17 protein-coding genes are annotated in these 19246 nt (G+C 69.5%); 6 read left to right on the top strand and 11 right to left on the bottom strand.

The window, feature by feature from the left end; translation table 11 throughout:
* Positions 1–35: 35 nt before the first annotated feature.
* Together PWG71_RS22995 and PWG71_RS22990 are read left to right on the top strand one after the other, a co-directional pair.
* Positions 36–695 carry a response regulator gene (locus PWG71_RS22995; protein WP_274812023.1) on the top strand — a complete coding sequence of 220 codons (660 nt, stop codon included), beginning with the start codon at positions 36–38 and terminating at the stop codon, positions 693–695.
* Positions 696–861: 166 nt separating this feature from the next.
* Positions 862–1887, top strand: a complete 1026-nt coding sequence (locus tag PWG71_RS22990) for a 6-phosphofructokinase (protein ID WP_274812097.1) — start codon at positions 862–864, stop codon at positions 1885–1887.
* Between the two features lie 187 nt (positions 1888–2074).
* On the opposite strand, the gene PWG71_RS22985 is transcribed toward PWG71_RS22990, so the two are convergent.
* Positions 2075–2536 carry a hypothetical protein gene (locus tag PWG71_RS22985; protein WP_274812022.1) on the bottom strand — a complete coding sequence of 154 codons (462 nt, stop codon included), beginning with the start codon at positions 2534–2536 and terminating at the stop codon, positions 2075–2077.
* Between the two features lie 203 nt (positions 2537–2739).
* Between PWG71_RS22985 and thiI the strand changes: the two genes are divergently transcribed.
* Entirely contained in the window at positions 2740–4020 is a 1281-nt protein-coding gene (thiI, locus tag PWG71_RS22980) for a tRNA uracil 4-sulfurtransferase ThiI (RefSeq protein WP_274812021.1), read from the top strand.
* 416 nt (positions 4021–4436) lie between these two features.
* Here the strand turns inward: thiI and aroF are convergent, their stop codons facing one another.
* Positions 4437–5483, bottom strand: coding sequence for a 3-deoxy-7-phosphoheptulonate synthase (gene aroF, locus PWG71_RS22975; protein ID WP_274812020.1), 1047 nt, complete (start codon positions 5481–5483; stop codon positions 4437–4439).
* A gap of 339 nt (positions 5484–5822) precedes the next feature.
* On the opposite strand from aroF, the gene PWG71_RS22970 reads away from it, so the two are divergent.
* A complete protein-coding gene (locus PWG71_RS22970; protein WP_274812096.1) occupies positions 5823–6407 on the top strand; it encodes a molybdopterin-dependent oxidoreductase in 585 nt (194 codons plus the stop codon).
* 9 nt (positions 6408–6416) lie between these two features.
* On the opposite strand, the gene macS is transcribed toward PWG71_RS22970, so the two are convergent.
* Genes macS through PWG71_RS22955 form a run of 3 tightly spaced genes read right to left on the bottom strand, consistent with a single transcriptional unit; the run spans position 6417 to position 9286 of the window.
* Positions 6417–7565: a MacS family sensor histidine kinase gene (macS, locus tag PWG71_RS22965; protein ID WP_446725086.1), complete on the bottom strand. Its 1149-nt coding sequence runs from the start codon at positions 7563–7565 to the stop codon at positions 6417–6419.
* A gap of 33 nt (positions 7566–7598) precedes the next feature.
* The gene (locus tag PWG71_RS22960; protein ID WP_274812019.1) at positions 7599–8486 is read right to left on the bottom strand and encodes a hypothetical protein; all 888 of its coding nucleotides are present in this window, start codon (positions 8484–8486) and stop codon (positions 7599–7601) included.
* Positions 8483–9286: an alpha/beta hydrolase gene (locus PWG71_RS22955; protein WP_274812018.1), complete on the bottom strand. Its 804-nt coding sequence runs from the start codon at positions 9284–9286 to the stop codon at positions 8483–8485. The genes PWG71_RS22960 and PWG71_RS22955 overlap by 4 nt, the downstream gene beginning before the upstream one ends.
* A gap of 248 nt (positions 9287–9534) precedes the next feature.
* On the opposite strand from PWG71_RS22955, the gene PWG71_RS22950 reads away from it, so the two are divergent.
* On the top strand, positions 9535–10347 hold the full coding sequence (locus PWG71_RS22950) for a lysophospholipid acyltransferase family protein (RefSeq protein ID WP_274812017.1): 813 nt from the start codon (positions 9535–9537) through the stop codon (positions 10345–10347).
* A gap of 50 nt (positions 10348–10397) precedes the next feature.
* On the opposite strand, the gene PWG71_RS22945 is transcribed toward PWG71_RS22950, so the two are convergent.
* Both PWG71_RS22945 and PWG71_RS22940 read right to left on the bottom strand, forming a co-directional pair.
* Positions 10398–11342: an ROK family glucokinase gene (locus tag PWG71_RS22945; RefSeq protein WP_274812016.1), complete on the bottom strand. Its 945-nt coding sequence runs from the start codon at positions 11340–11342 to the stop codon at positions 10398–10400.
* Positions 11343–11471: 129 nt separating this feature from the next.
* Positions 11472–11867, bottom strand: coding sequence for a hypothetical protein (locus PWG71_RS22940; RefSeq protein ID WP_274812015.1), 396 nt, complete (start codon positions 11865–11867; stop codon positions 11472–11474).
* A gap of 321 nt (positions 11868–12188) precedes the next feature.
* Here PWG71_RS22940 and PWG71_RS22935 point away from each other — a divergent pair, with 321 nt between their 5' ends.
* On the top strand, positions 12189–13982 hold the full coding sequence (locus PWG71_RS22935; protein WP_274812014.1) for an AMP-dependent synthetase/ligase: 1794 nt from the start codon (positions 12189–12191) through the stop codon (positions 13980–13982).
* 686 nt (positions 13983–14668) lie between these two features.
* On the opposite strand, the gene qcrB is transcribed toward PWG71_RS22935, so the two are convergent.
* The 4 genes from qcrB to ctaE are packed head-to-tail and all read right to left on the bottom strand — an operon-like array spanning position 14669 to position 19063.
* Entirely contained in the window at positions 14669–16321 is a 1653-nt protein-coding gene (qcrB, locus tag PWG71_RS22930) for a cytochrome bc1 complex cytochrome b subunit (RefSeq protein ID WP_274812013.1), read from the bottom strand.
* 3 nt (positions 16322–16324) lie between these two features.
* A complete protein-coding gene (qcrA, locus tag PWG71_RS22925; RefSeq protein WP_274812012.1) occupies positions 16325–17443 on the bottom strand; it encodes a cytochrome bc1 complex Rieske iron-sulfur subunit in 1119 nt (372 codons plus the stop codon).
* Positions 17436–18419 (bottom strand): cytochrome c, encoded by a 984-nt coding sequence (locus PWG71_RS22920; protein WP_446725083.1) that lies wholly within the window; start codon positions 18417–18419, stop codon positions 17436–17438. Before PWG71_RS22920 ends, qcrA begins: the two co-directional genes overlap by 8 nt.
* A 17-nt stretch (positions 18420–18436) precedes the next feature.
* Positions 18437–19063 (bottom strand): aa3-type cytochrome oxidase subunit III, encoded by a 627-nt coding sequence (gene ctaE / locus PWG71_RS22915; protein ID WP_446725082.1) that lies wholly within the window; start codon positions 19061–19063, stop codon positions 18437–18439.
* Positions 19064–19246 lie beyond the last annotated feature (183 nt).

Below are 19246 nucleotides of genomic sequence, written 5' to 3'. Positions count from 1 at the left end.
CCACCGGCCGGAGCAGGGGCCCCCAGGAGGATGTGATGGAGAGCAGCGAGGAGATCCGGGTGCTGGTCGTGGACGACCACCCCATGTGGCGCGACGCCGTGGCGCGCGACCTCGATGAGGCCGGTGTCACGGTGGTGGGCACGGCGGGCGACGGCGCCAAGGCCCTGCGGATCGCCCCTGCGGCCCGGCCCACCCTGGCCGTCGTCGACATGCACCTGCCGGACATGACCGGGGTGGAGTTGACGGCGGGTCTGATGGCGCTGGCCGAACCGCCCCGGGTGCTGGTGCTGTCGGCGAGCGGGGCCGGGGACGACGTGCTGGCCGCCGTGAAGGCGGGGGCCACGGGTTACCTGGTCAAGTCCGCGGGCCGGGACGAACTCCTCGACGCGGTGCGTCGGGTGCACCGGGGCGAGGCCGTCTACACGCCCGGGCTGGCGGGCCTGGTCCTGGGCGAGTACCGCAGGCTGTCCTCGCGGGAGCGCGGCCGGGACGATCCCTCCCCCGCGCTGACCCCGCGCGAGACCGAGGTGCTGCGCCTGGTCGCCAAGGGCTTGGCCTACAAGCAGATCGCGCAGCGGCTGTCGATCGCCCATCGCACCGTGCAGAACCACGTGCAGAACACCCTCACCAAACTGCACCTGCACAACAGGGTCGAACTGGTCCGCTACGCCATCGATCGCGGCCTGGACGACTGACCCGGACACGCAGGACGAACGAACACGAAAAGCCTGTTCGGGACGGGCCTCGCGCGAGTTCGGAGCATGTTCACCGGCCCGGGTTGGCCTGGGATCGCCCTGAGGACTATGGTCTAGACCATATGGCGCCATGCGCCGTGGAACCCACAACGTCGAGGAGATTCGTATGCGCGTCGGGGTGCTGACCGGTGGCGGCGACTGCCCTGGTCTGAACGCGGTCATCCGGGCCGTGGTCCGCAAGGGCATCAAGGACTACGGCTACGAGTTCGTCGGTTTCCGGGACGGCTGGCGCGGCCCCCTGGAGGGCGACACCATGGCCCTGGACGTCGAGGCCGTGCGCGGCATCCTTCCGCGCGGCGGCACCATCCTGGGCTCCTCCCGCACCAACCTGATGAAGATCGAGGGCGGTGTCGAGCGGGTCAAGGACAACATGGCCGGTCTGGGCGTCGACGCCCTGGTGGCCATCGGCGGCGAGGACACCCTGGGCGTGGCCCGCCAACTGCACGACCGCGGCGTCAACGTGGTCGGCGTGCCCAAGACCATCGACAACGACCTCAACGCGACCGACTACACCTTCGGTTTCGACACGGCCGTCAACATCGCCATGGAGGCGATCGACCGCCTGCACACCACCGCCGAGTCGCACCACCGCGCGCTGGTCGTGGAGGTCATGGGCCGCCACGCCGGGTGGATCGCCCTGCACTCGGGCATGGCCGCCGGGGCGAACGTCATCCTCATCCCCGAGCGCCCCTTCGACATCGACGAGGTCGTCCGCCACGTCGAGAGCCGCTTCCGGACCCAGTACGCGCCGATCATCGTCGTCGCCGAGGGCGCCCACCCCAAGGAAGGCCAGATGCAGCTGGCCACCGGCGAGACGGACTCCTTCGGCCACGTGCGTCTGGGCGGCATCGGCCAGCGGCTGGCGGAGGAGATCGAGCAGCGCACCGGCAAGGAGGCCCGCTCGGTGGTCCTGGGCCACGTGCAGCGCGGCGGCACCCCCACCGCCTTCGACCGCGTGCTCGCCACCCGCCTGGGCGTCAACGCCATCGACGCGGTGCACGAGAAGGCGTTCGGCAAGATGGTCGGCCTCCAGGGCACCGACATCGTCCTCGTGGACCTGGCCGAGGCCACCGACACCCTCAAGACCGTCCCGGCCGAGCGCTACGCCGAGGCCGAGGTCTTCTTCGGCTGAGCCCCCACCGGTTCCCGGGGGAAGGAAGGGAAGCCGCCGGTCGCCGGGCCGCCCGCGAGACGGACAGACCGCGGGCCGGCGTCGAGGGCGACGGGCGGAAGGAACACGTTCCCCCGTATCGGGCGTCGGGCCACGGCCGCCCGTGGATCGTCCCCTCCCCGTGCGCGGGGAGGGGACGATCGTCTTTTCACAGCAGGACCGGCTCCGCGATCCGGACGCGGCACGGGCACTCCCGCGGATCTCCCGCGTCCGTCGTGTGCGGTCCCACACCCCGGGCCACCCCGCGCACCCGATGTATCTCACGGACGGTGACCGTTCTGGGGACGAACACCTCCCACCCGTGCGGGTCCGGCAGCTCCCGCACGACCCGGACCGCCTCCCGCGCCGTGACCCACCGGGGTCGCGTCGCGTGGTGACCGACGGTCACCGGCTGCGCGTCGTCGAGCCGGATGTGCACCGCGACGAAGCGGCGGTGGTCGTCGTCATGTGCGAGTTCTCGCAGCCACTGGTGGGTGAGCGTGTAGCAGGGCAGCATGGGGAAGCAGTACACGCCGCGTTCCCCGCCGTGACCGCGGCCGGCCGCACGGACCCCCGAGCGGCGCAGCCGCACGGTGTTCGCGGCGGGGGTGAGGTGGACGAACAAGGCCATGCCGTGATCCTAGGTTTCCCCTCACGGATACGCACGGTGTCCACACGGCTGCGCCCTCTTCCGTCCGGGCCGAAATTGGATGGAGCGGTGGGGAGGATGTTCGATACTGGAAGAAGTACGGCGATGGGCGATCCCGGTTTCCCGCCACCGCCGGTCCATGACGAGCAACCGGGCATCAATGCGTTCCAACCGGAGGTAGCACCATGTCCGCGTCGCTTGAGTCCGCGCCGTCCCCCGTGACCGGCGTCGGAGACGGACTGGGCGAACTCTGCGTGCTCATGAAGCTCGGCGAGATCGTCCTCAAGGGTTCCAACCGCAAGCTGTTCGAGCGCCGTCTGCACAACAACATCCGCTCCTCGGTGCGCGACCTGGGCGAGGTCCGCCTCTCCCAGCGCGGGGCCGGCGTCATCATCGTGCGCAAGCCGGAGGCGTCCGACATCGAGGTCGCCGAGATCGCCGACCGCATGGCCAACGTCATGGGCGTCGTCTGGGTGCACCTGGTGCGCCGGGTGCCCAAGGACCTGGCCGCCATCACCGACGTGGCCGTGCGCTCCCTGGAAGGGCGCCAGGGGAGCTTCGCGGTGCGCGCCCGCCGCCGGGACAAGCGGTTCGAGGTGACCTCCTCGGAGCTGGCCGGGTACCTCGGCTCCAAGATCATCGAGGCGCACGGCCTCCCGGTGAACCTCAAGCGCCCCGACAACACCCTGTTCGTCGAGGTGGACAAGGACGAGGCGTTCGTGTTCACCGACGGCATCCCCGGCCAGGGCGGACTGCCCGCCGGGATGAGCGGTCGCGGTCTGGTGCTGATGTCGGGCGGCATCGACTCGCCGGTGGCCGCCCACCGGATGATCCGGCGCGGTCTGAAGGTGGACTTCCTGCACTTCTCCGGGATGCCCTTCACCGGCCCGGAGTCGATCTACAAGGCCTACAGCCTGGTCCGTCAGCTCGACCGCTACCAGGTGGGGTCCCGGCTGTTCGTGATCCCCTTCGGCAAGGCCCAGCAGCAGCTGAAGAGCTCGGGGATCGAGCGGTTGCAGATCGTCGCCCAGCGACGGCTCATGCTCAAGACCGCCGAGGTCCTCGCCGACGACCTGAAGGCCGAGTGCCTCATCACCGGTGACGCCCTGGGACAGGTCTCCAGCCAGACCATGACCAACCTGACGGCGCTGGACGACGCGGTGGACCTGCCGATCCTGCGCCCGCTCATCGGCATGGACAAGACCGAGATCATGGACCAGGCCCGCAAGATCGGGACCCTGGCCATCTCGGAGCTGCCCGACGAGGACTGCTGCACCATGCTGACCCCGCGTCAGGTCGAGACCGCGGCGAAGATCCCCGATCTGCGTCAGATCGAGAAGCGGCTGGACGCCGAGGAGCTCGCCGAGTACCTGGTGACCACCGCCCAGGTGCACAAGCCCAGCTTCCTGGGCGAGGCCGCCCCCGCCCGTCTGGAGACGGCCAAGGCCGCCGCCGTACGGGTCTGAGTCCGGTTCCTTCGGGCGTCCGCGCCGCGCTCCGGCGGGGCGGGGCGCCCGGAGGACGGGAGTCCTCGGTCGACGGCCTCCTTCCTCGAAGAGGTCCGCTCCGTCGGCGTCCGGAACCCCGTGGGGGTCACCGCCCCGCACGACGGGGCCCGCGCGGTCGGGCTCTGACGGTGGTCGCGACACCCTGGCTTTCGGGAGGTCGCGACCACCGTGTCGGTTCCGGAGGATCGTGAAGCACGCGAAGCGCGGTTCCCGAGGCCGCTGGACCAGGTCCCCGGGTGCGCTCCTTGGCCGCCGCCCGCCTCGATCGGTGTCGGGGTGCGTTCACCGCACGACCGCGGCAGAAGCAGGGGCCGGGGGCGTTCTCCCGCGCCGACCGCTCATCGGTCGACGGGAGGACGCCCCCGGAACAGGCCCTACAGACCGGCCAGCTCGTGGCCGGGTGCGGGGGTGAGACCACGGCCGGTCAGGGCGGCCAGGGTCTCCGCCAGGTCCCGCAGCTCGGCGAGGTCCTCCTGGAGCAGGGCCTGCGGGCCGTCGCACAGGGCGGTCTCGGGGCTCGGGTGGACGTCGACGATGACACCGTCGGCGCCGACCGCGATGGCGGCCCGGGACAGCGGCAGCACCAGGGAGCGCTTACCGCCGGAGTGGGACGGGTCCACGATGACCGGCAGGTGGGACAGGCTCTGGGCGACCGGCACGGCACTGATGTCCAGGGTGTTGCGCGTGGCCTTCTCGAAGGTGCGGATGCCGCGCTCGCACAGGACGATGTCGAGGTTGCCCTGCTGGGCGATGTACTCGGCGGCCATCAACCACTCCTCGATGGTGGCGCTCATGCCGCGCTTGAGCAGCACCGGCTTGCCGGCCGCGCCCGCCGCCTGGAGCAGGGCGAAGTTCTGCATGTTGCGGGTGCCGATCTGGAGCATGTCGGCGTAGGAGGCGACCAGTTCGACGTCGGCGGCGTCGACGACCTCGGTGACGATCGGCAGCCCGGTCTCCTCGCGCACGTCGGCGAGGATCTTGAGGCCGGCCTCGCCCAGTCCCTGGAAGGCGTAGGGGGAGGTGCGGGGCTTGTAGGCGCCTCCGCGCAGCAGGGACGCGCCGGCGGCGAGCGCCATCCGGGCCGCCTCCAGGGTCTGCTCGGGGGTCTCCACGGCGCACGGGCCGGCGATGACCGTGACGTGGTCGCCGCCGATCGGCACGCCGCGGACGCCGACGACGGTGCGGCTGTCGTGGTTCTCCCGGCTGACCAGCTTGTAGGGGGCGGAGATGCGCAGTACGTCGGCGACGCCGGGCTTGGCGGCCAGGCCCAGATCACGGAACCGCTCGACGTCCCCGACGAGGCCGATGATGGTGCGGCTGACGCCTCGGGTGACGTAGGCCTCGCCGCCCGCGGAGGTGACCAGTTCGACGATGGAGTCGATGTCGTGGGAAGTGGCGTCCGGTGCCATCACGATGACCATGTGGGTGTCCCTGCTGTCGTTGGGTGTGGTGCGGGAGAGCCGTGACGCCGGTGCGGTCCGGAACGCGAAAAGCCCCGGGCCGTTACCGGCCCGGGGCTCGAATCGTCTGTGTCAGCGCAGCGCTTTACAGGCGACCGGGGTATCGGGCCGGTAGCCATAAAAACGCCAGAAGTTCCGCTGCATGGCTGTGACTATAGCGCACGGTCGCGCTCCCGCCGCACAGGTGGGGCGAGTGACCTACCTCTCGTTGACGCCTGGCAGGATGGCCGGTGGACGAGACGAACGGGGGATTGCGTGTCCGAGGCAACGGAAGGCCGGGATGGCGACGATCCCCGGCGACTGCCGCCCGGCCAGGCCGTACGAACACGGCACCGGCCCCTGTACTACGGGCCGGTGCCCGCCTTTCGACCGGGGAGATGGGACTTCCGGGTCATGGGGGCGACCGAGGACCTGGGGTCGTACCGATGGACGTGGGAGGAGTTCGCCGACCTGCCCCGTACCGACACCGTGAGCGACTTCCACTGCGTGATGCGGTTCAGCGTGCCCGACGTGGTCTGGAGCGGGGTGCGCGCCGTGGACCTGGTGGCGGCGGCGCCGCCCGACCCGGAGGTCACGCACGTGATGGCGTGGGGCGAGTACGGTTACAGCGCCAACCTGCGCCTGGACGACTTCCTCGCGGAGGACGTGGTGCTGGCGACCCACCGGGGCGGGGTCCCGTTGGCCCCGGAGAACGGCCACCCGCTGCGGCTGGTGGTGCCGCACCTGTACGGCTGGAAGAGCGTGAAGTGGTTGCGGGCCGTGGAGTACATGACCGCCGACCGGCGGGGCTTCTGGGAGGAACGCGGTTACCACAACCGGGCCGAGGCCTGGCGTGAACAGCGCTTCTCCCATCAGGAGGAGCCGGGGCAGGGACCACCGTTGTGAGCGGCCGGCTCACGGCACTCGGGGCAGGCACATCTCCACCTCGGTGCCCTGGCCCGGCACGGAGAGGATCTCGGCGGTGCCCCCCAGATCGCGCAGCCGGCCCCGGATCGACTGGGCCACGCCCAGGCGGCCCTCCCCTCCGGCCCGTTCCAGCCGCCCCTCGGGAATGCCGGGGCCCTCGTCGCGCACCGTCACGGTGACGGTGTCGTCCTCGTCCTCCACCAGGATCCAGGCGCGGGTCCCGGTGGGGCAGTGTCGTTCCACGTTGGCCAGGGCCGCCTCGATCGCCGCGACGAACTCGGTGACGGCGCTCTGCGGCAACGGCACCGGAGTGGCGGGCGCGGACACCGACACGAGCACCGACTCCAGCCGGCGCACCGGGTCGCGCAGATCCACCTCCTCGTCGGAGGCGGCTGCGGGGCCCGGGGGTGAGAGCGGGTCGGGGGGAGGATCTCCGGGGGCGACCGATCCGACGCGGGGCAGGTCCGCGGTGATCAGCGCGCGCAACCGGACCTCCTGTTCACCGGCCATGCGGCCGATCTCGGCGGCCTCTCCCCCGGCCTCGGCACCGCGCCTGCTCACCATGGACAGCACCTGGAGCACCGAGTCGTGGATGGACCGGGCCAGCTGTTCGCGTTCGCGCAGACGCGCCTCCAGGGCCACCGCGCGGGCGAACCGCCGCTCCGCCTGCGCGGCCACCCGCGCCATGTACGCCACCGCCAGCCCGGCCAGCAGGAGCAGGACCACGCCCCGGGCGGTGGCGGGGGTGATCCGGGCGTCCATGATGACGCGCAGCGTCAGATCGGCGATCCCGTACAGCACGGCGACCGTGGCGGCGCCGCGACGCCCCCAGACCACCCCCGCGGCCAGGGCCGCGCCGGCGAACCAGTACCCGCTCAGCGGCGGGGCCTGGGTCAGGTAGAAGGGGACGGCGGCCGGAGCGGTGGCGAACAGGCAGGAGAAGGCCACCGCCAGGTCCGCGCAGACCAGTCGCCGGGTGCGCAGCTCGGGGCGGGCGTAGGCGGAGGCCGTGATCACCGTCCACGCGGCCATCACGACCAGGACCGTCCAGGCCAGCCAAGTGCGGGACAGGTGCTCGTGGTGCTGGACGAGCAGCAGCAGCGCGTAGACGAGGGCCGCGGCGCGGAAGAGGGAGATCCCGCGCCACAGGGGGATGTCGAAGCCCAGGGGTCAGACCACCGCCCCGTTGTCGGGACCGCCGTCGCCGGGCGGTCTGCTGTCGGTCATGCGCAGGATGAGCACGACGAAACCGACCAGGAACGCCACGACCGCCATGAACATCGCCCAGTTGGGCAGGGTCAGGCCCAGGAAGGCGGCGCCGAACACCAGGGCGGGTCCGCCCAGGAGACCGAACCAGGCCGCGATGCCGAGCCGGTCGCCCTGGAGCAGCGGAGGCGGGGGCGGGGGCTCGTAGTGGCCCTCCAGCTCGTCCTCGGCACGCCGCAGGGCCTCCTCGTCGTCGTCCTCGTCGGCGGGGTCTCCGGCGAGGATGTCGCCGAACGGGGAGGCGTCCCCCCGGTCCGGGGGCGAGGACGGTCCGGCGTTCTCGGCGTCGGGCCACAGGGCGCCGCGCGCGGGCGGACCGTCGTCGTCGTAGAAACGGGCGACGAGGTCGTTCCACACGTCGTCCTCGTCGGCACCGGGGGCCGAAGGCGCGTCGGGGTCGACGTTCTCGGGCGGCCCGTCCAGCAGGTCGCCGCCGATGACCGACTCCGGGGGCTCCCCGGCGGGGTCGGCGGACTCCTCCTCGCCCTCCGCGCGGGGTTCACGCCTGCCCTCCGATTCCGGCGCTGAGCGCACCCCCAGGTCGGGCAGCTCGGCGCCGAGGACGTGTTCGGCGGCGATCCGTTCCTCGGCGTCGACGTACAGGTGGTCGGTCGGCGGGTCCTCGACGTCACCCCCCGGCGGCTCCAGCACGTCCTCGGTCAGTGGCACCGCGTAGGCCGCGATGCCGCTGCGCCGCAACGCCTCCAGCATCAGGTCGGCGTGCGAGGGCGCGAGCAGGATCAGGGGCACGTAGGTATCGGCGAGCAGGCCGTTACCCCGACGTTGTGTCATCGGTCGGCTCCTTCCCCGCTTCTGGCGTGGGCCCGCACGAAGGCGAGGCTTCCGTCGAAGATGTCGGCGGCGTCATGGTCGAGGGTCGCCACGTGGTAGCTGTCGTGGAGCAGATGGATCGTCAGCCGGGTGTTGACCGCTCTCTTAGCGAGCATACGCAGACTGCGGGGTCCGACGACGTGGTCCTGGGGGCTTCGGTAGGCCAGAATCGGCGCACGCAAACCGGACATGCCCTCCTGAACCGCGCGCCACAGCTTCGGGAGTGTCGCCGCTGCCGCGGTCGGCACCCGGTCGTATCCCCCCTCACCTCGACCGACGTCGTCCTTGGCGATGTCGCTCTCCACACCGGGGGTGAAGGGCAGGAGACGGGCGACCAGGCCGCGGAACGGCGCGATGACCGGCAGTCGCGGGTCCTCGATCGCCAGCGAGGGGTTGACCAGGACGGCGCCCCGGACCAGGTCGGGGTGTTCCTGGGCCAGCCTCAGGGAGAGCGCGCCGCCCATGGACAGGCCCATGACGAAGACCTCGGAGCAGCGCGAGGACAGGTCCAGCAACGCCCGCTCGACCTCGGCGTACCAGTCGTCGCTGGTGGTGAGCGCCATGTCGGTCCAGACGGTGCCGTGCCCGGGCAGCAGGGGCAGCTCGACGCTGAGCCCCGCGGCGGCCAGGTGATCGGCCCAGGGGCGCATGGAGCGCGGGGAACCGGTGAATCCGTGGCACAGGAGGACGCCGACATCGGATCCCCGGTGGCTGAAGGGTTCCGCACCGGGGATCAGAACGGTATCGTCGGTCGGTCTCACGGAACTGCCCCCAGGGAACGCGTACGGCGCCGCGGCGGTCACCCCGGCTTCACAGGCGTGAGGCTAACCGTTCGGCGGACCGTTTGTCATGGGTGGCCCCCATGTTCCGTTCTCGTACCGGAAGAGGGGTGTCGCGCATCACGTGCCGTGGACTGAGTATCCTCGTCGCAGTGCTGGCCGAGCGGGACAGTGAGACGCGGCAGACCCTGCCCGGAGGCTCCCCGCGTGTGCAGGGGTGATCCGAAGAGATGTTCTACTGGGTGGTCAAGGCGATTCTGGGGCCGATCCTGGCCGTGCTGTGGCAACCCCGCGCCGAGGGTGTGGAGAACGTGCCGCGCCGTGGCCCGGCCCTCATGGTGGGCAACCACCTGTCCTTCTCCGACCACTTCTTCGGCCCGCTTCCGCTGCCGCGCAGGATCACGTTCCTGGCCAAGTCGGAGTACTTCACCGGGACCGGCGTCAAGGGCCTGGCCAGCAGGGCCTTCTTCTCCGGCGTGGGACAGATCCCCATCGACCGCTCCGGGGGCAAGGCCAGTGAGGCGGCGCTGCGCACCGGACTGAAGGTGCTCAAGCGCGGCGAGCTGCTCGGCATCTACCCCGAGGGCACGCGGTCCCCCGACGGCAAGCTGTACCGGGGGCGCACCGGGGTGGCCCGGATCGCGCTGGAGGCGCGGGTACCGGTCGTGCCGATGGCGATGATCAACGCGGACAAGATCATGCCGCCGGGGCGGACCGTGCCCAAGTTGGGCATCCGGCCCCAGGTGAAGTTCGGCAAGGCCCTGGACTTCTCCCGCTACTACGGCATGGAGAAGGACCAGCGGGTCCTGCGCGCCGTCACCGACGAGATCATGTACGCGCTCATGGAGCTGTCCGGTCAGGAGTACGTGGACCGGTACGCCCAGGCGGTCAAGGCGGAGCTCGAAGAGGAGGCGCGCGAGGCGCGCAAGGAGCAGAACGCCGACGACAAGGAGCGTCGTCGCGCGGAGAGGACGCGCCGCAAGGAGGAGCGTCGGGCCGGCCGGGCGGAGAAGAAGGCCGCGAGGAGGCAGGCCTCCGAGTAAGGACGTGCGAACGGCCTCGGTGCGCGGAGCACCGAGGCCGTTCGCGTATGTCAGTGACGGGTCAGGTCCCCGGCGCCGACGATGCCGGCCTCACCGCCGAGCTCGGCCAGACGGATCTCGGCCAACCGGCGACCGGGGCGACCCGAGACGTTGCGGGCGAAGGCGTCGCGGACCGGCTCCAGCAGGATCGAACCGGCGTCGGAGACACCGCCGCCGAGGACGAAGCACTCCGGGTCCAGGATCGCGGCCAGGTCGGCCAGGCCGACCCCGGCCCACTCCCCGATGGTGCGGAAGCACGTCAGGGCGCCCTCGTCACCCTCCATCGCGGCCTGGGTGATGATGTGGCCCTCGATCTGCTCGACGACGCCGCCGGCGAGCTTGAGCATCCGCTCGGCCGCCACCGGGTCGGTACGGGCCAGGTCCTGGCCCGCGGCCACCAGGGCGCGACCGCTGGCGTACTGCTCCCAGCAGCCGTGGTTGCCGCAGGCGCAACGACGGCCGTGGGGCACCACGCGGTAGTGGCCGACCTCGGCCGCGACGCCGAAGCGGCCCCGGTGCAGCCGGCCGCCGATGACCAGGCCGCCGCCGATACCGGTGCCGAGGGTGACGCAGACGATGTGATCGCTGCCCCGTCCGGCGCCGAAGCGGGCCTCGGCCCACGCCGCGGCGTTGGCGTCGTTCTCGATGACGACGGGCAGACCCACCCGTTGCTGGATCCGCTCCTTGAGGGGGTCGTCGCGCAGGCCCAGGTTGACGGCGATCTGCACGGTGGCCCGGTCCTCGTCCACGAACCCGGCGACGCCCACGCCGACGGCCTGCACGACGCCGTGCCGACGGCCGCGCAGCTCCTCGACGGCCTTGGCGACGACGTCGGCCAGTCCGCGGGGGTCGTTGGCGGGGGTGGGGTACTTGACCCGGTCCAGGATTCGCCCGTTGTGGTCGACCACCCCGGCGGCGACCTTGGTCCCGCCGATGTCCACTCCGATGGTCAGCATGAGGGGCGACTCCTTCTCACTTACGCCCGAACTCTGACATAAGTAGCCAGGCCCATGGCATGGGTCTTTTCAAATGGTGTAAACCATTCGATTAAACCAGGCTCGGGACGCCCTGGACACCCCACCTGACTAACCCGAGGTGACCTGGCGTTCCCCGTCTTCGGAGCGCCACGGGGCACGGGTGTCGGGCGCGTGCTCGGAGGCCGGTCGCTCAAGGGAGCGTTCGACGACTCCCCAGGTGCGGCCCAGCGCGTCGACGACGCCCAGTCCGGCCCGGCCGAGGTGCCCGGCGATCTCCGGAGCCGAGGTGCGGACGATGTCGAAGACCTCCTCCAGGACCGGACGCGGCTCGGGGTCCTCCAGCCGGACGGCCTCCTCCCAGACGTCCCCCTTGGGGGGAGGAGAGGTGACCGCGCCCACGCCGCGCTTGACCCCGGCGATCAACAACTTGCGCTGGAGTCCGTCGACCAATCTCAGGGCGTCGTCGATGATGTCATCGGTGCCACGACCGGTGTTCTCCGCCATCAGGTCCTCCTCTGAACGGGCTGATTCCCGCTTCACGTTAGCCAACGCGGAGCCCGAGGAGACGTCTCCCGGGGAAGGATCAGGGGAGAACCAGGGATGGGCGAGGGAGTGTTGAACGTTGCGAGCAAAGCGGACGAAGTTAACCTGATGTGCACGAAGCACATGTCGGGCGTATAGTTCGCGTCGCCCCAGGTCGGCCGGTCAACTCCGGATCACCGTTGGATACCGAACGGCAACACGTTCTACTCATCAGTAGCCTTGTGTTGTTACCGTCGTCACGTCCCCACACATTCAGTACCCGTACACGTCCAGGAGCATCACGTGCGCGAATACAGCTCTCCCGCTAAGGCTGAGATCTCCGACGACGCGCGGCTGACCGACACGCTCTACGCGCGCGCCGCCAGTGAGCCGAACGCCGTCGCAGCCCGCCGCCAGGAGGCCGGCCAGTGGCGCGACATCACCGTCGCGGAGCTGCACGGCGAGGTCGCCGCGTACGCCAAGGCCTTGATCAACGCAGGCATCGAGCACGGCGACCGCGTCGCCCTGCTGTCGCGCACCCGCTACGAGTGGACCGTGATCGACTACGCGATCTGGTCCATCGGGGCGGTCACCGTCCCGATCTACGAGACCTCCTCCGCCGAGCAGATCGAGTGGATCCTCTCCGACTCCTCCGCCAAGGCGATCTTCGTCGAGAGCGCCGCCCACGCGGAGCGTGTCGAGTCCATCCGTGAGAAGACCCCGGAACTCAAGGAGATCTGGCGCTTCGAGGGTCCGGAGTTCACCGCGCTCCGTGAGGCCGGCGCCGAGGTCACCGACCTGGAGGAGCGTCGTACCGCCGCCAAGGCCGACGACACCGCCACCCTCATCTACACCTCCGGCACCACCGGGCGCCCCAAGGGTTGCGTGCTGACCCACCGCAACTTCCTGTTCATCGCGCACAGCGCGCTGGAGGGGCCGGCCAAGCAGGTCCTGCGCGGCAAGGAGAACCCCTCCACCCTCCTCTTCCTGCCGCTGGCCCACGTCTTCGCCCGCTTCGTGCAGGTCATGGTCATCGAGGCCAAGGCCACCATCGGCCACTACCCGTCCACCGGGCCCGACCTCATCGAGCAGTTCTCGGTGTTCAAGCCGACCTTCCTGCTCGCGGTGCCCCGCGTGTTCGAGAAGGTGTACACCAAGGCCGAGCAGAAGGCCACCGCCGCCGGCAAGGGCAAGATCTTCGCCGCGGCGGCCGACACCGCCATCGCCTACAGCCAGGCGCTCGCGACGGGCCGCATCCCCCTCACCCTGAAGCTCAAGCACGCCCTCTTCGGCAAGCTGGTCTACGGCAAGCTCCTCGCGGCGCTGGGCGGCAACGCCGATTACGCCGTCTCCGGCGGTTCCGCGCTGGGCGCCCGCCTGGGCCACTTCTTCCGCGGTATCGGCTTCACCATCATCGAGGGCTACGGCCTCACCGAGAGCACCGCGCCGACCTCGGTGAACAGCCCGGAGTTCAACAAGATCGGCAGCGTCGGCCAGCCGATGCCGGGCACCACCATCCGCATCGCCGAGGACGGAGAGGTCCTCCTCAAGGGCGACCACATCATGGCGGGCTACTGGAACAACGAGAAGGCCACCAAGGAGGCCTTCACCGAGGACGGCTTCTACCGCAGCGGCGACCTCGGTTCGCTCGACGACGACGGTTTCCTCAGCATCACCGGCCGCAAGAAGGAGATCATCGTCACCGCGGGCGGCAAGAACGTGGCACCGGCCGTGCTCGAAGACCGCATCCGCGCCAACGCCCTGGTGAGCCAGTGCATGGTGGTCGGCGACAACCGCAAGTTCATCGCGGCCCTGATCACGATCGACCCCGAGTCCTTCGAGCAGTGGAAGGACGCCAACAAGAAGACCGGCGGCATCCCCGAGCTGACCGAGGACCCGGACCTGGTCTCGGCGATCCAGGAGGCGGTCGACCACGCCAACCAGGCCGTGTCCAAGGCCGAGGCGATCAAGAAGTTCAAGATCCTGCCCTCGGACTTCACCGAGGAGAGCGGCCAGATGACCGCCTCCCTCAAGGTGAAGCGCCACGTGGTCAACAAGGAGTGGAGCAAGGAGATCGAGGAGATCTACTCGGTCTGATCTCCCCCTCTGACGAGCCGGTCCTCCTCTCCAGGAGGACCGGCTTTTCGGTTCCGCCGAAACCTCCGACATACCGGACTCCCCGGCGGTCCCGTCTCTCCCAGGGGCCCCGCACCGAGGGATGGACCCCCGTCCGCCCCGGACGGTCGCCCCCCGTACCGCTCCCCGAGCACGGATCACGCCCCTGACCGGGCCGAACGATCCGATCCCGTGCGAAGCCGCGAGGGACGCCCCTTCGCCCGAAGCCTCGCAGGGCTGCGCGCATCGACCGACCGGGCCGAACGATCCGACCCCGCCCACTCGGGGTCCGCCCCCACCCGCCACGGGTCACCACCCCTCGCTGGAGCCGCGGTTCACGACCTCGGCCGGCCCCGGCCGCACCCAACGGGGCCCCGGGCGCGCGTAGTGGCCGGTGAGGGCCTCACCCCCGGGGTCGGGCGCCCGATGCGGCGCGAAGCCCCGCGACACGCCCCAGGACCCTCACACGGCCCTCCCGGGTCCCACCGTCGGCGCCCTCGCGGTGGGAACCCGGATTCCCACCGCGGGACCACGGTCCGAGGACACGGCGGAGCAGGTCCGGCCTCCCGGCCCCGGGGGCGGGCCCGACCTTCCGGGAACGACGAAGGGACCCGGCTCTCGGCCGGGTCCCCTCGGGGTGAAACGGTTGCTACCGGATCCACGCCCCTCTAGTGGGAGGAGGTGTGCTCCTTCAGTGCCTCGTCCGAGTGGTGCAGGTGGTGACCGCTGTGCGGCCGCACCCCCTCCACCGACACGTTGTCCTTCGTGTACCACTCGGCCAGGGCCCGACGGAGGCGTCCCTTGGGCTTGCGGCCCTCGGGGTTCTCCACGCCCTTGTCGTCCACCTGCTCCTCGGTGAGCGCCGTGGAGGTGATGGTCGGCTTGGACGCCAGCACCTCGATGGTCTCGTGAGAGTTGCGCTTGTGGACCTCGATGAACTCACCACTGGGCAGCTGCCGGATGATGCCGCTCTCGTAGCCGTGCTCCAGGGTCTCCCGGTCACGGCGCTGGAGCCCCAGGCAGATGCGCTTGGTGATGATGAAGGCGAGGATCGGCCCGACGATGGCCAGCACACGGAAGATGTACGTGGTCAGGTACAGGTTGATCGAGAAGGTCTCCGAGAGGATGTCGTTCGACCCGGCCAGCCACAGGACCCCGTAGAAGGTGATGCCCGCGACGCCGACACCGGTGCGGACCGGGGCGTTGCGCGGCCGGTCGGCCACGTTGTGCGCCCGCTTGTCACCGGTGATCCACTGCTCGATGAACGGCCACGCCCCCAGGCCACCGAAGATGATGCCCGGAACGATGAGACCCGGCACCAGCACACCGATCGGAACGGCGTACCCGAAGATCTGGAAGTCGAGCGTGTTCGGGAAGATCCGCAGCGACCCCTCCATGAAGCCCATGTACCAGTCGGGCTGGAGCCCGGAGGTGATGGACGTCGGGGTGAACGGACCGAACAGGTGGATCGGGTTGACCTGCACGAAAGCGCTCAGGCCCGCGATCACGGCGAACGTGAAGAAGAAGAATCCGCCGGCCTTGACCGCGAAGCCGGGGAACATCGGGGTTCCCACCACGGTCTTGTCCGTTCGCCCCGGTCCCGGGTACTGGGTGTGCTTCTGGTGCCACAGGATCATGAAGTGCGCGACGATCAGACCCAGCAGCAGCGCCGGGATCGCCAACACGTGCAGCATGTACAGGCGCGTGATGATGTCCTCGCCGGGGAACTCCCCGCCGAACAGGAACATCGAGATGTACGTGCCGACCAGCGGCAGCGCGAGCATCACGCCCTGGAGGATGCGGACGCCCATGCCGGAGGGCAGGTCGTCCGGCAGCGAGTAGCCGAAGAGGCCTTCGAGCATCGCCAGGACGAAGATCGAGACACCGATCAGCCAGTTGATCTCGCGCGGCTTGCGGAAGGCGCCGGTGAAGAACACCCGGAGCATGTGCACGACGAGTGCCGCGACGAAGATCAGCGCGGCCCAGTGGTGGATCTGGCGGACCAGGAACCCACCGCGCACCGCGAAGTCGATGTGCAGTGTCGAGGCGTAGGCCTCCGACATCACGACACCGTTGAGACGCTCGTAGGGCCCGTCGTAGACGACCTCCATCATGCTCGGCTTGAACCAGAGCGTGAGGAAGACACCCGTGACGAGCAGGATGATGAACGAGTAGAGCGCGATCTCGCCCAGCATGAACGACCAGTGGTTCGGGAAGACCTTGCGAAGGTTCTTCTCGCCCATCTTGGCCACGTGGAAGCGGTCGTCGATGAAGTTTCCGACGCCGCGTAGCGCCTTGGGAGCCTGCGTTGTCTTGCTCATCGACTAGTCCTTCGCGTAATCCCAGAACGTCGGACCGGGCGGCTCCGTGAAGTCGCCCTTGGCGATGAGGTAACCCTCATCGTCGACGCCGATGGGGAGCTGCGGCAGCGGCCGGTGGGCCGGGCCGAAGACGACCTTGGCGGCGTCCGACGCGTCGAACGTGGACTGGTGGCACGGGCACAGGATGCGGTGCGTCGTGCGCTCGTACAGGGCCGCAGGGCAGCCGACGTGCGTGCAGATCTTGGAGTAGGCGATGATCCCGTTGTGCGTCCAGTTCAGACGCGTACCGGTCTCACCGTCGACCTCGATCTCGTCGTTCATGCTCGGCTGCCAGTCCTCCTCGGGCATCTTGATGAGGAGGATGACGGACTTGGCGGCGTCGTTGAGGCTGATCCCGTGCGGGTAGTGATCGTCGTCGACGGCGGGGAGGGCGGAGATCATCCCGTACGGGTCGTTCTCCAGGTCCTCGGCACGCACGTAGCGGTGCGTGCCCTCCACGTACATGCGACGGCCGTCCTCCCACGGCGTGTTCTTGAGCTTGTCGCCGGGCAACGGGCCGGTGTCGCGCAGCAGCACGATCGGGGCCAGGCCCAGCGGCACCATCGCCAGGATCAGGGTGCGGCGCATGAGCGGGCGCTTGGTGAACCCGCTCTCGTCGGCGCCCTGCATGAAGAAGGCGCTGAAGGACCCCTTCTCCTCGTCGTTGGAGGGCAGCTCGTCGTAGGGCGAGGAGACCTCGTAGTGAGGCATGACCTTGCGGGCCCACACGGTCATACCGGCGCCGATACCGAACATGGCGAGGGTGAGCGTGCCACCCAGGAGCATGTTCGAGTACTGGCCGTACTGCGGGTCCGCGATCTGTCCCGGTGTGAAGAGGAAGTAGGAGACCAGGAACCCGATACCGCCCAGGAAGGCGATGATGAACCAGGCGGAGGCGACCTTCTCGCCCCGACGCTGGACCTCTTCGGAGTTGAAGTGGGTCTCGGAGGCCGGGTAGGGGCCGTTGTGGTCGTCCCGGGCCTGCTCGGCCTCGACGGACACCACGGGCTCCTCGGCCGCCGGGGTGCCGACCACGCGCTTCGGCGTGTCGTCCCCGGTGTTATCGATGTTGTTCTCAGTCATGGGCACGCTGCTTCGCGGTGATCCAGATCGCGCAGGCGACGATCAGGGCGAGTCCGACGACCCACCCGATCAGGCCTTCGGCGACCTGGCCGACCCGGTCCAGGTCGAAGATGCCGCCGGCATTCGGTTCGGCCTGGAGGGTCTTGACGTAGGAGATGAGCTCCTGCTTCTCCTCCGGGTCGATGACGCCGTCGCTGAACATGGGCATGGCACCGGGGCCGCTGACCATGGCCTCGTAGATCTCACGGGGAGTGGATTCGTGGATCTCGGGGGCCCACCGACCGTCGGTGAGCGCGCCGCCGCCGCCGGACCAACCGTGGCAGTGGGCGCAGTTGGTCAGGTAGAGGCGCATGCCCATATCGGTGTTGTCGGCACCGGCGATGTACTCGTCGTACTCGTCCTGGTACTCCTCAAGCGCCGTCCGGTACTCGGCCTCGGCCTCCTCCAGTGCCGCCTCGTACTCCTCGGAGCCGGCCTCGCCTTCGGCGAAGTCGCTGCGGAGCGGCTTGAAGTCGTCGTAGCCCGGGGCGCCGCCCGGGACGTCGTAGGGGACGTCGGCACCGTTGGTGCCGCTGCGGATCGACTCGTTGTAGTAGGCGATCAGGTTGACCAGTTCCTGCTCGGTCATGACCATCGGCTTGCGCGGCATCTGCGCGTCCGGGTTCATGGACGGCATACGGCCGGTGCTGACCTGGAAGTCGATCGCCGCGGGACCGACGTCGCGCAGGTCCGGGCCGACCTTGCTGCCCGAACCGTCCAGACCGTGGCACGTGGCGCAGGTCTGGTCGAAGACGGTCTTGCCCTCGGCGACGTCCACGTCCTCGGGAGACGGAGCGTCAGCGGCGAGGGTCTGCGCCTGCGCCTGGTCGGCGGTGGGGGCCAATCCGGCGTACCCCACCCCGAACAGGGCCAACGCGAGGATGACGACGACATACCCCGCAAGGGGATGCCGTCGCCGCGCGGTAATCCATTTCACGGTTTCCCCGTTTCGGGTTACTGGATGAAGTAGATGGTGAAGAACAAAGCGATCCAGACCACGTCGACGAAGTGCCAGTAGTAGGACACGACGATCGCACTGGTCGCCTGCTGGTGAGTGAAGCGCTTCGCTGCGTACGTGCGTCCCAGCATGATGAGGAACGCGATCAGACCACCGATGACGTGGAGTCCGTGGAAGCCCGTGGTCAGATAGAACATCGACCCGTAGGGGCTGGACTGAAGGGTCAGGCCCTCGTGCACGATGAGTTCGTAGTACTCGTACGCCTGGCCCATGACGAAGAACAGGCCCATGAAGAACGAGATGAAGAACCACATGCGCAGCTTCTTGACGTCACCGCGCTCGGCGGCGAACACGCCGGCCTGAGCGGTGAAGCTGGAAGCCACCAGGACCACGGTGATCGTCGACGCCCAGAGCACGTTGAGGTGTGCGTCGGGCCAGAGCCCCAGGTCGGGGTTGCCGTTGATCACCGATCGGATGGTGAAGTACATCGCGAACAGCGCAGCGAAGAACATGAGCTCGTTGGCCAACCAAACGATGGTGCCAACGCTCACCAGGTCAGGACGCTTTGCCGCACCATGTGCTGGTGTCGGTGCTGATTTTGGGTTCGCGGTTGCTGTCGCCACGGGAGCATTATTACGGCATCTCGCGAAGGTCCGTACTCGACCCCCCGTAAGGCGGCGGATCAGGGCCTGGATCGGCCGCGCCGGGACCCGGGGGCGGGCCGCGCTTCGTGACTCGGGCGTTACTGTACCGTGCGAAGCCCTCCCGGGTGGTGTCCGACGCGCCCGCGCGCCGCGCGAAGCGCG

The organism is Nocardiopsis sp. N85, assembly GCF_028882275.1.
GTDB lineage: Bacteria > Actinomycetota > Actinomycetes > Streptosporangiales > Streptosporangiaceae > Nocardiopsis > Nocardiopsis lambiniae.
The sequence above is the reverse complement of the archived record's forward strand: the minus strand, read 5'-3'. Positions and strand labels throughout refer to the sequence as shown.

Excerpts from the sequence above, each read along its gene's own strand:
- PWG71_RS22995 (WP_274812023.1), top strand. The coding sequence starts at position 36 with ATGGAGAGCAGCGAGGAGATCCGGGTGCTGGTCGTGGACGACCACCCC.
- PWG71_RS22990 (WP_274812097.1), top strand. The coding sequence starts at position 862 with ATGCGCGTCGGGGTGCTGACCGGTGGCGGCGACTGCCCTGGTCTGAAC.
- PWG71_RS22985 (WP_274812022.1), bottom strand. The coding sequence starts at position 2,536 with ATGGCCTTGTTCGTCCACCTCACCCCCGCCGCGAACACCGTGCGGCTG.
- thiI (WP_274812021.1), top strand. The coding sequence starts at position 2,740 with ATGTCCGCGTCGCTTGAGTCCGCGCCGTCCCCCGTGACCGGCGTCGGA.
- aroF (WP_274812020.1), bottom strand. The coding sequence starts at position 5,483 with ATGGTCATCGTGATGGCACCGGACGCCACTTCCCACGACATCGACTCC.
- PWG71_RS22960 (WP_274812019.1), bottom strand. The coding sequence starts at position 8,486 with ATGACACAACGTCGGGGTAACGGCCTGCTCGCCGATACCTACGTGCCC.
- PWG71_RS22950 (WP_274812017.1), top strand. The coding sequence starts at position 9,535 with ATGTTCTACTGGGTGGTCAAGGCGATTCTGGGGCCGATCCTGGCCGTG.
- PWG71_RS22945 (WP_274812016.1), bottom strand. The coding sequence starts at position 11,342 with ATGCTGACCATCGGAGTGGACATCGGCGGGACCAAGGTCGCCGCCGGG.
- PWG71_RS22940 (WP_274812015.1), bottom strand. The coding sequence starts at position 11,867 with ATGGCGGAGAACACCGGTCGTGGCACCGATGACATCATCGACGACGCC.
- qcrB (WP_274812013.1), bottom strand. The coding sequence starts at position 16,321 with ATGAGCAAGACAACGCAGGCTCCCAAGGCGCTACGCGGCGTCGGAAAC.
- qcrA (WP_274812012.1), bottom strand. The coding sequence starts at position 17,443 with ATGACTGAGAACAACATCGATAACACCGGGGACGACACGCCGAAGCGC.